9 protein-coding genes are annotated in these 10513 nt (G+C 58.9%); 6 read left to right on the forward strand and 3 right to left on the reverse strand.

The genetic code is table 11. From position 1 onward, the window contains the following. Positions 1–4: 4 nt before the first annotated feature. The 3 genes from serB (at position 5) to nadR (ending at position 3953) form a co-directional block, all read left to right on the forward strand. Positions 5–982, forward strand: coding sequence for a phosphoserine phosphatase (gene serB, locus B3041_RS12850; protein WP_065650193.1), 978 nt, complete (start codon positions 5–7; stop codon positions 980–982). A gap of 13 nt (positions 983–995) precedes the next feature. Then, positions 996–2378: a DNA repair protein RadA gene (gene radA, locus B3041_RS12855; RefSeq protein WP_039382437.1), complete on the forward strand. Its 1383-nt coding sequence runs from the start codon at positions 996–998 to the stop codon at positions 2376–2378. A 348-nt stretch (positions 2379–2726) separates the two neighbouring features. After that, positions 2727–3953 carry a multifunctional transcriptional regulator/nicotinamide-nucleotide adenylyltransferase/ribosylnicotinamide kinase NadR gene (nadR, locus tag B3041_RS12860; protein ID WP_065650192.1) on the forward strand — a complete coding sequence of 409 codons (1227 nt, stop codon included), beginning with the start codon at positions 2727–2729 and terminating at the stop codon, positions 3951–3953. Between the two features lie 51 nt (positions 3954–4004). On the opposite strand, the gene ettA is transcribed toward nadR, so the two are convergent. Further along, a complete protein-coding gene (gene ettA / locus B3041_RS12865) occupies positions 4005–5672 on the reverse strand; it encodes an energy-dependent translational throttle protein EttA (protein ID WP_075050757.1) in 1668 nt (555 codons plus the stop codon). 153 nt (positions 5673–5825) lie between these two features. Continuing rightward, on the reverse strand, positions 5826–6590 hold the full coding sequence (deoR, locus tag B3041_RS12870; protein ID WP_292975370.1) for a DNA-binding transcriptional repressor DeoR: 765 nt from the start codon (positions 6588–6590) through the stop codon (positions 5826–5828). 298 nt (positions 6591–6888) lie between these two features. On the opposite strand from deoR, the gene sltY reads away from it, so the two are divergent. Both sltY and trpR read left to right on the forward strand, forming a co-directional pair. Next, a complete protein-coding gene (sltY, locus tag B3041_RS12875; protein ID WP_292975373.1) occupies positions 6889–8808 on the forward strand; it encodes a murein transglycosylase in 1920 nt (639 codons plus the stop codon). Positions 8809–8851: 43 nt separating this feature from the next. Further along, positions 8852–9175, forward strand: coding sequence for a trp operon repressor (gene trpR, locus B3041_RS12880; protein ID WP_292975376.1), 324 nt, complete (start codon positions 8852–8854; stop codon positions 9173–9175). Here trpR and yjjX read toward each other — a convergent pair. Further along, complete coding sequence (gene yjjX / locus B3041_RS12885; protein ID WP_292975379.1) at positions 9150–9668, reverse strand: inosine/xanthosine triphosphatase; 519 nt, start codon at positions 9666–9668, stop codon at positions 9150–9152. The genes trpR and yjjX overlap by 26 nt on opposite strands. Before the next feature lie 51 nt (positions 9669–9719). Here yjjX and gpmB point away from each other — a divergent pair, with 51 nt between their 5' ends. Further along, a complete protein-coding gene (gene gpmB, locus B3041_RS12890; protein WP_039382453.1) occupies positions 9720–10373 on the forward strand; it encodes a 2,3-diphosphoglycerate-dependent phosphoglycerate mutase GpmB in 654 nt (217 codons plus the stop codon). The last annotated feature ends 140 nt before the right edge of the window (positions 10374–10513 follow it).

Consider the following 10513-nt stretch of genomic DNA (forward strand, 5'->3'; position numbering starts at 1 on the left):
TGTAATGCCAAATCGTCTTACCTGGTGCGATCTGCCCGCCGATGTCTCACTCTGGCCGGGTTTACCCCTCTCCCTGAGCGGTGATGAAGTTATGCCGCTGGACTACCGTGCCGGCCGCACAGGCTGGCTGCTGTATGGGCGCGGACTCGATAAACAGCAGCTGACCGATTACCAGCATCAGCTGGGCGCTGCCATGGTGATTGTCAGCGCGTGGAACGTTGACGAGTACCAGGTGATCCGGCTGGCTGGCTCGCTGACGCCGCGTGCCACCCGGCTGGCGCATGATGCCGGATTCGACGTGGCACCGCTGGGTAAAATCCCGCACCTTAAAACGCCGGGGCTGCTGGTGATGGATATGGACTCAACGGCGATCCAGATCGAATGCATTGATGAGATCGCCAGACTGGCGGGCTGTGGTGAGCAGGTGGCTGAGGTCACCGAACGGGCGATGCGTGGCGAACTCGACTTCAAAGCCAGCCTGCGTGAGCGCGTGGCGCAGCTGGCTGGCGCCGATGCGGCTATCCTTAAACAGGTGCGCGACGCACTGCCGCTGATGCCAGGGCTGACCACGCTGGTACATAAGTTGCAGGCGCTGGGCTGGCAGGTCGCGATTGCGTCCGGCGGTTTTACCTTTTATGCGGATCACCTGCGTCAGACCTTGCATCTGGCCGCTGCCGTCGCCAATGAGCTGGAGATGCGCGACGGCAAGCTTACCGGCGAAGTCATTGGACAGATTGTCGATGCACAATATAAAGCGGATACCCTGCATCAGCTGGCACAACGTTTTGACATCGCGCCGCAGCAGACGGTAGCGATTGGCGACGGCGCCAACGATCTGCCGATGATTAAACGCGCGGCGCTGGGTATCGCCTATCATGCTAAACCAAAAGTGAATGAGCAGACGGAAGTCACTATCCGTCACGCTGACCTGATGGGGGTGTTCTGCATCCTGACCGGCAGCCTGATTCATGAAGAGCGTTAACTGAGGAACTGATTTGGCCAAAGCGGCAAAACGCGCCTTCGTGTGCAACGAATGTGGCGCAGACTATCCGCGCTGGCAGGGGCAATGCAGCGCCTGCCACGCCTGGAATACCATTACCGAGGTGCGTATTGCTGCCTCGCCTGCCGCTGCGCGCAATGAGCGCCTGAGCGGCTATGCAGGTAACGCCGGCAGCAGCCGGGTGCAGAAGCTCTCGGAGATCAGCCTTGAGGCGCTGCCGCGCTTCACCACCACGTTTAAAGAGTTTGACCGCGTTCTGGGCGGCGGAGTGGTACCGGGCAGCGCTATCCTGATTGGCGGCAGCCCCGGTGCCGGTAAATCGACGCTGCTGCTGCAGGTGATGTGCAAGCTGGCAGAGAGCATGAAGACGCTCTACGTCACCGGCGAGGAGTCGCTGCAGCAGGTGGCGATGCGCGCGCACCGGCTGGGACTGCCCACGGACAACCTGAATATGCTGTCCGAAACCAGTATTGAGCAGATCTGCCTGATTGCCGAGCAGGAAGAGCCGAAGCTGATGGTTATCGACTCTATCCAGGTGATGCACATGGCGGATATTCAGTCTTCACCCGGCAGCGTGGCGCAGGTGCGGGAAACCGCCGCCTATCTGACGCGCTTTGCCAAAACGCGCGGTGTGGCGATTATCATGGTTGGCCACGTGACCAAAGATGGTTCGCTGGCGGGTCCGAAAGTGCTGGAGCACTGTATCGACTGCTCGGTACTGCTGGATGGCGACGCCGACTCGCGCTTTCGCACGCTGCGCAGCCATAAAAACCGCTTTGGTGCGGTGAATGAGCTGGGCGTCTTTGCCATGACGGAGCAGGGGATGCGCGAGGTCAGCAATCCCTCGGCTATCTTCCTGTCACGCGGCGATGAGATCACGTCAGGCAGTTCGGTGATGGTGGTCTGGGAAGGCACCCGGCCGCTGCTGGTTGAGATCCAGGCGCTGGTGGATCACTCGATGATGGGCAATCCGCGCCGTGTTGCGGTGGGGCTGGAGCAGAACCGTCTGGCGATTTTACTGGCGGTACTGCATCGTCACGGCGGCCTGCAGATGGCAGATCAGGATGTGTTTGTTAACGTGGTAGGTGGCGTCAAAGTCACGGAAACCAGCGCCGATCTGGCGCTGCTGCTGGCGATGGTCTCCAGTCTGCGCGATCGCCCTCTGCCGCAGGATGTGGTGATCTTTGGTGAAGTCGGGCTGGCGGGCGAGATCCGGCCGGTACCGAGTGGTCAGGAGCGCATCTCTGAAGCCGCGAAGCACGGCTTTAAGCGCGCCATTGTGCCGGCCGGCAACGCGCCGAAGAAAACGATTGATGGCATGAAGGTTTACAGCGCGAAGAAGCTGGCGGATGCGCTGGCCATTCTGGATGAGCTGTAATTTCGCCAGGGCGGCATGAATGCCACCCTGGCGATATGTAGGGGGCGCATTAATGCGCCCCTGGTTCAGACGATGCACGCAACCAGGGCGGCATAAATGCCGCCCCTACGTTTAAGGATGCGCATAACTTTCCAGGGCGGCATAAATGCCGCCCCTGTGTTTGAGGATGCGCATAACTTTCCAGGGCGGCATTAATGCCGCCCCTGCGTTTGAGGATGCGCATAATTTTGCAGGGGCGGCATAAATGCCACCCTGGCGATATGTAGGGGGCGCATTAATGCGCCCCTGGTTCAGACGATGCACGCAGCCAGGGCCGCATCATCCTTTATTGCACGCAGGAGACACTGAGTGTCAGCATTTGACTATCTGAAGACCGCGATTCGCCAGCAGGGCCATACGCTGCAGCAGGTGGCTGACGCCAGCGGAATGACCAAAGGCTACCTGAGCCAGCTGCTTAACGCGAAAATAAAAAGCCCCGGCGCGCAGAAACTGGCGGCGCTGCATCACTTTCTCGGGCTGGAGTTTCCGCGTCGTGAAAAAACCGTAGGCGTGGTATTTGGCAAGTTCTATCCGCTGCACACCGGTCATATCTATCTGATTCAGCGCGCCTGCAGTCAGGTGGATGAGCTGCATATTATTATGGGCCACGACGAGCCGCGCGATCGTGCGCTGTTTGAGAGCAGCGCCATGTCGCAGCAGCCCACCGTCAGCGATCGGCTGCGCTGGCTCCTGCAGACATTCAAATACCAGAAAAACATTCGTATTCACTCGTTCAACGAAGAGGGAATCGAACCCTATCCGCACGGCTGGGATGTCTGGAGCGCAGGCGTCAGTGCGTTTCTGGCAGAGCAGGGGATTGTGCCCGACTGCGTCTATACCAGCGAAGAGCCGGATGCGCCGATGTATCAGCAGTATCTGGGGATCCCGGCGCGGGTCATCGATCCACACCGATCGTTTATGAGCATCAGCGGCAGCCAGATCCGTCAGGATCCGTTTCGCTACTGGGAATATATTCCGACGGAAGTGAAGCCTTTCTTTGTGCGCACCGTGGCGGTCCTGGGCGGCGAGTCGAGCGGCAAATCCACGCTGGTCAACAAGCTGGCGAACATCTTCAACACCACCAGCGCCTGGGAGTATGGCCGAGACTATGTCTTCTCTCACCTCGGCGGCGATGAAATGGCGCTGCAGTACTCGGACTACGATAAAATTGCGCTGGGTCAGGCGCAGTACATCGATTTTGCCGTGAAATATGCGAATAAAGTCGCCTTTATCGATACCGACTTTATTACCACTCAGGCGTTCTGTCTGAAGTATGAAGGGCGCGAACACCCCTTTGTACAGGCGCTGATCGATGAGTACCGGTTTGACCTGGTGATCCTGCTGGAGAACAACGTGCCGTGGGTGGCGGACGGCCTGCGCAGCCTCGGCAGCTCAGTGGACCGGCGTGAGTTTCAGTCCATTCTGGTGACCATGCTGCGGGAAAATAACGTTGAGTTTGTGCACGTGCAGGAGGACAACTACGATGCGCGCTTCCTGCGCTGTGTGGAGCTGGTAAAAGAGCGGCTGGGCAATTAGCGCCTGAGCACAATAAAAAAGGCGCCCGGAGGCGCCTTTTTTATCAGCAGATTACTTCGCCATACGCTTGTATTTGATACGCTTCGGCTCCAGCGCATCCGCGCCGAGGGTGCGTTTTTTATACTCTTCGTATTCGGTAAAGTTACCTTCAAAGAACTCAACCTTGCCCTCATCCTGGTAATCGATGATGTGGGTGGCAATACGGTCCAGGAACCAGCGGTCATGCGAGATCACCATCGCGCAGCCCGGGAACTCCAGCAGGGCATTCTCCAGCGCGCGCAGGGTTTCGATGTCGAGGTCGTTGGTCGGTTCATCCAGCAGCAGCAGGTTACCGCCTACCTGAAGCAGTTTCGCCAGGTGCAGACGTCCGCGCTCACCGCCGGAGAGTTCGCCCACGCGTTTGCCCTGATCGGTGCCTTTGAAGTTAAAGCGTCCGACATAGGCACGGCTTGGCATCTCGGTGGTACCGATACGCATGATGTCCTGACCGCCAGAGACTTCTTCCCATACCGTTTTGGTGTTATCCATCGCGTCACGGAACTGATCGACCGACGCCAGCTTCACGGTTTCGCCCAGCTCGATGCTGCCGGAATCAGGTTGTTCCTGACCCGACATCATACGAAACAGTGTCGATTTACCCGCGCCGTTCGGCCCGATAATCCCGACAATCGCGCCTTTTGGCAGCGAGAATGACAGATCGTCAATCAGGACGCGGTCGCCATACGATTTGCTGAGGTTTTTCACTTCCAGCACTTTATCGCCGAGGCGTGCGCCAGGCGGAATAAAGAGTTCGTTGGTTTCATTACGCTTCTGATAATCGCTGTTGTTCAGCTCTTCAAAGCGAGCCAGACGCGCCTTGCCTTTAGACTGACGGCCTTTCGCACCCTGGCGAACCCACTCCAGCTCTTTTTCAATGGATTTGCGGCGTGCAGCTTCCTGTGACGCTTCCTGCGCCAGACGCTGATCTTTCTGCTCCAGCCAGGAGGAGTAGTTGCCTTCCCACGGAATACCTTCACCGCGGTCCAGCTCCAGGATCCAGCCCGCTACGTTATCGAGGAAGTAACGGTCGTGGGTGATCGCCACCACGGTGCCTTCAAAGTCGTGCAGGAAGCGTTCCAGCCAGGCGACAGATTCCGCATCCAGGTGGTTGGTCGGTTCATCAAGCAGCAGCATGTCCGGCTTTTCCAGCAGCAGACGGCACAGCGCCACGCGACGGCGCTCACCACCCGACAGGTTGCCGATTTTGGCATCCCACTCCGGCAGACGCATGGCGTCAGCGGCACGGTTGAGCTGGGTTTCCAGATTGTGGCCATCGTGCGCCTGGATCACTTCTTCCAGACGACCCTGTTCGGCAGCCAGCTTGTCAAAGTCTGCATCGGGATCGGCGTAAAGCGCGTAGACTTCATCCAGACGTTTCAGGGCGCCAGCAACTTCTGCCACCGCTTCTTCAACCGATTCACGCACGGTGTGTTCCGGGTTGAGCTGTGGCTCCTGCGGCAGATAGCCCACTTTAATGCCCGGCTGCGGGCGTGCTTCCCCTTCGATATCTTTATCGATACCGGCCATGATACGCAGCAGGGTCGATTTACCCGCGCCGTTCAGGCCGAGAACGCCGATTTTGGCGCCCGGGAAGAAGCTGAGAGAGATATTCTTCAGAATGTGACGCTTCGGCGGTACCACTTTGCCGACGCGATGCATGCTATAGACGAATTGAGCCACGTTGTGATGAGCCTCTTGGTCTGTAAATAGTGGAACGTCAGATGCTGAAGTTTAGCTTTTTTCGCGGCCTAATCACAGCCGCGCCACGGTGAAACTTGCGTGACAGGCGTGATGTCAGGCGCACTGCTGCGTAATTGTACGCGCTGACAACGCTCAGGGAAGATGCAGGGCTATCGCCTGCTCTGTCAGCCACGCACTGAGCGCGTCGTCAGGAGCGCTGTCGCTGACCAGCCGCTCAAACCGGTGCAGTGCGCTGATACGCGCGGGCAGCACCTTGCCATATTTGCTGCTGTCTGCCACCAGTACCCGTTCGCGCGCGCGCAGCATGGCGTGATGCTTCATCGCCAGCTCATTCAGGTTGTAGCAGGTTGCCCCCTGCTGCAGATCCACGCCGGCTGCTGAGATAAACGCCAGCGCCGGGCAGAGGTCATCAAGAATGGAGTGGTTGCCGACTGGCGTGAACACCGCATTGTCAGCGTGAAACTCGCCGCCGCTGAGGATCACGCTGCAGGCGGGCTTCTCTTTCAGCGCCAGAAAGGTGTTCATCGCGCAGCAAATAGCCGTAAAGGGGAGGGTGTCCGGAATAGCATCGATGACGTAGGGCAGCGTGGTTCCGCAGTCAAAAAACACCGTATCATTTTCACGAATCAGCGCGGCGGCGGCCTGCGCCAGCCGACGTTTACGTGCGGCGTTATGCCCGTGCTGATCGGAGACAAAATAGTGCCCGACATGACTTTTTGGATCGCTGACCACATAGCCACCGAGCAGTACCACCTGCGAGGCGGGTTCGCTGAGATCGCGGCGGATGGTCATTTCAGAGACGCCCAGCAGCTGCGCCGCCTCTTTCAGATGCAGCTTATCGGTGCGTTTCAGGGCCTGGGCCAGCTTATTGAGTCGTTCGTCGCGCCGGGTTTCCATAAGCATCTCGGTAAAAGTGGTGTTCTGCCGCAGAGCAGCGGATGCGGTTTGCCATTTAGCCTCTGAGCGAGACAATCCTGACAGGTTTCAGGCGGTTGCGGCGCCGTCAGCAGCGGGTGGCTAATAGTAGCCTTAAAGGCGCGGTGGCGTAAACTGCGTTGCAGGTGCACAAGCGGCTTAGGGTGGCAGGAACATACTTACCAGGTAAATTTTGTTAAGAACGTGGCGAGAGATGAAAGCCCTGGTTAGCATGAAGGGAGTCCGGCATACGCTGGACCGAAGCAGAGAGGAGAGCGGAGTGGAGAAGTGGCGTAACTGGATGATAGGGATGTGTCTGGTCAGCACGGCAGGCAGCGTATGGGCCGACTCGCTGGATCAGCAACGACAGCGCTATGCGCAGATCAAGCAGGCCTGGGATAACAAACAGATGGACCAGGTTGAGCAGCTGATGCCGACGCTGCAGGATTATCCGCTCTATCCCTATCTGCAATATCGCCTGCTGGCGCAGGATCTCGATCAGGAAGCGGGGCTGGCGATCAAAAACTTTATTCAGCAGTATCCGACGCTGCCGCCGGCAAAATCGCTGCAGACGCGGTTTGTGAACGTGCTGGCGCACCGGCAGGACTGGCAGGGGATCCTGAGTTTTAGTCCGGATGAGCCAAAGCCGGTGCAGGCGCGCTGCAACTGGTATTACGCTAAATGGGCCACCGGCCAGCAGCAAACGGCGTTTGCCGGTGCGAAAAGCATCTGGCTGCGCGGATCGGCACTGCCCGCCGACTGTGACCGGCTCTTCTCGGTCTGGCAGGCGTCAGGCCAGCTCTCGCCGATTACCATTCTGGAGCGCATCCGGCTGGCAATGAAGGCGGGCAACGACAGCCTGGTGAACTACCTGGCGAAAATGCTGCCGGCAGATTATCAGACCACCGCCAGCGCACTGCTGGCCCTGCAGCAGAACCCGCAGACCGTAACGACCTTTGCCGCCACGCTGGGGCCGACCGACTTTACCCGCATGGCCACCAGCTACGCCTTTGCGCGCGTGGCGCGCGAAGATATGGATAACGCGCGCATGATGATCCCGCAGCTGGTCAACGCGCAGAAGATGAGTCAGGCAGAAGAACAGGATCTGAAAGAGGCTGTGGTATGGCGCATGATGGGAGCCGACCTGACCTCAGAGCAGGCGCGCTGGCGTGATGCCGTCGTGATGAACAGTGAATCCACCGCGCTTATGGAGCGTCGCGTGCGCCTTGCGCTGAGCGAAAACGACCGCCGCGGCCTGAACACCTGGATTGCGCGACTGCCGCCGGAAGCGAAAGAAAAAGATGAGTGGCAGTACTGGCAGGCCGATTTGCTGATAGCGCAGGGACGTAAAGAGGAGGCGGATGAGATCCTGCGTAAGCTGATGCAGCAGCGCGGCTTCTACCCGATGGTCGCGGCGCAGCGGCTTGGCACCGACTATCCGCTGAAAATTGATGACGCGCCGGCTGCGGACAACAGCATCGTGCAGGGGCCGGAGATGGCGCGCGTACGTGAGCTGATGTACTGGGGCATGGATAACCTCGCGCGCAGCGAGTGGGCAAACCTGATTGTCAGTAAAACCCGCACCCAGCAGCAGATGCTGGCGCACTACGCGAACCAGCAGGACTGGTGGGATCTGAGCGTGCAGGCCACGATCAGTGCAAAAATGTGGGATAGCCTGAAAGAGCGTTTCCCGCTGGCGTGGCGCAATCTGTATCAGCAATATACCGGCGATAAGGCGATCGATCCGAGCTACGCCATGGCGATCTCGCGTCAGGAGAGCGCATGGAACCCGAAAGCGCGCTCCCCGGTCGGGGCCAGCGGATTAATGCAGGTGATGCCAGCCACGGCCGCGCATACCGTGAAGATGTACAATATTCCCGGCTACGTGAACAGCAGCCAGCTGCTTGATCCGCAAACCAATATCCAGATTGGCACGCAGTATCTGGAGTATGTTTATCAGCAGTTCGGGCAGAACCGCATCTTCTCCTCTGCCGCTTATAATGCCGGCCCGGGACGGGTGCGCAGCTGGCGCAACAACAGCGGAGGCAAACTGGATGCCGTGGCCTTTATTGAAACGATTCCGTTCTCTGAAACCCGGGGTTACGTGAAGAACGTGCTGGCGTATGACGCCTATTATCGTTACTTCATGGGTAAACCTGACAAGATTCTCAGCGACAGCGAGTGGAATCAGCGTTACTGAGTGTGTTATGCTTCCGTACTCGTTAATGAGTACGGAAGCCGCTATGCCTTCATCCCTTTCTGAACAGTCCGCTGACGATCACTGGCTGCGTTTTATCGACCTGATGCAGCACGCATTTGCTGATGACCTGGCACTGCCGATGCTGCAGCTGATGATGACGCCCGACGAACGTGAATCGTTCGGTACGCGGCTGCGCATCATTGAAGCGTTAATCAACGGCGATATCAGCCAGCGTGAGCTGAAAAACGAGCTGGGCGTGGGCATCGCAACGATAACGCGAGGCTCCAACAGCTTGAAAGAAGCGCCGCCTGAACTCAGACGCTGGCTGGAAGCCCGGCTAATTACTGCTGATAAAGCGGATGAGTAAACGGGCAGAGTGCGAGGATCAGCGCCTGATGATAGACGCTGGAGCGGGTCAGCAGGCCCTGCGTAAAGGCGCCGATCGCGCCGCCCTTGTGTTTGATATTCTCTACGCCAGTCAGGCGTGCCATCTCCTCGCCCAGCTCGCGCCCGGCTGCTAACCCTGCCAGTACAACCGGCGGCAGCGTAAAACTGGCAGAGCGTGATTCACCGCGCTGCTGTGTATTTTCCACCACCATCCATGCAAACGCGCAGTCGCTCTCAATGCCCGCCTCAATAGCCACCCAGAAATCCGCCTCTGGCGCGGCCGCACGGGCATTAACTACGCGCTGACGTGCGCCGCGACGCGTTTCCGCATCGCTGAGCGGCTGAGCCGCCACGCCGCTCTCGACCGCTACCCCGCGAATATGGCACGATCCCTCACCGAAAACGTCGCTGAACGCCTGCGCAACCGCGCGAATTTTTGCCGGATTGGTGGTGGCTGCGACAACATGGTACATAATGGGTTGAACCCTCAAGGCAAATTTGTCGCAGTATAACGGAAATCACGCATGTTACAGGTCTATCTTGTTCGTCACGGTGAAACGGTTTGGAATGCGGCCCGACGCATTCAGGGGCAGTCCGACAGTGCTCTGACGGATAAAGGTGAACAGCAGGCACGTCAGGTCGGTGAGCGGGTGAAAACGCTGGGCATTACGCACGTCATCGCCAGCGATTTAGGTCGCACCCGGCGTACGGCAGAAATTATTGCTGACGCCTGCGGCTGCCCGGTTACGCTGGATGCACGTCTGCGCGAGCTCAATATGGGCTGTCTGGAGCAGCGTCCGCTTGATGGCCTGACGGCCGAAGAAGAGCGCTGGCGCAAGGCGCTGGTGGATGGCACAGAAGCGGGGCGCATTCCTGGCGGTGAGTCAATGAGCGAGCTGGCGGCACGCATGCACGATGCGCTGAATGCCTGCCTCGATCTGCCAGCTGGCAGCCGGCCGCTGCTGGTCAGCCACGGTATGGCGCTGGGTGCGCTGGTCAGTACCATTCTGGGGTTACCGGCGCACGCGGAACGCCGGCTGCGCCTGCGCAACTGCTCAATTTCACGCGTGGATCATCAGCAGAGCGCCTGGCTGGCCTCTGGCTGGATCGTAGAAACCGCCGGTGATGTCTCGCATCTTGACGCTCCGGCACTGGATGAGCTGCCAGGGGCGCATTAATGCGCCCCCTACGGAAAATGTAGGGGCGCCATTAATGGCGCCCGGGTTAATGCGCGTGCGGAACGTGATGACGCCATTAATGGCGCCCGGATTGATGTGCGTGCGGAACGTGATGACGTCATTAATGGCGCCCGGGTTAA

Source organism: Pantoea sp. UBA4549, from assembly GCF_002387285.1.
In the GTDB taxonomy this organism is placed as follows: Bacteria; Pseudomonadota; Gammaproteobacteria; order Enterobacterales; family Enterobacteriaceae; genus Pantoea; species Pantoea borealis.

Bases quoted from the DNA above. Each gene is read 5' to 3' on its own strand.
- deoR (WP_292975370.1), bottom strand. From the start codon at position 6,590: ATGGAAACCCGGCGCGACGAACGACTCAATAAGCTGGCCCAGGCCCTG.
- gpmB (WP_039382453.1), top strand. From the start codon at position 9,720: ATGTTACAGGTCTATCTTGTTCGTCACGGTGAAACGGTTTGGAATGCG.
- serB (WP_065650193.1), top strand. From the start codon at position 5: ATGCCAAATCGTCTTACCTGGTGCGATCTGCCCGCCGATGTCTCACTC.
- yjjX (WP_292975379.1), bottom strand. From the start codon at position 9,668: ATGTACCATGTTGTCGCAGCCACCACCAATCCGGCAAAAATTCGCGCG.
- trpR (WP_292975376.1), top strand. From the start codon at position 8,852: ATGCCTTCATCCCTTTCTGAACAGTCCGCTGACGATCACTGGCTGCGT.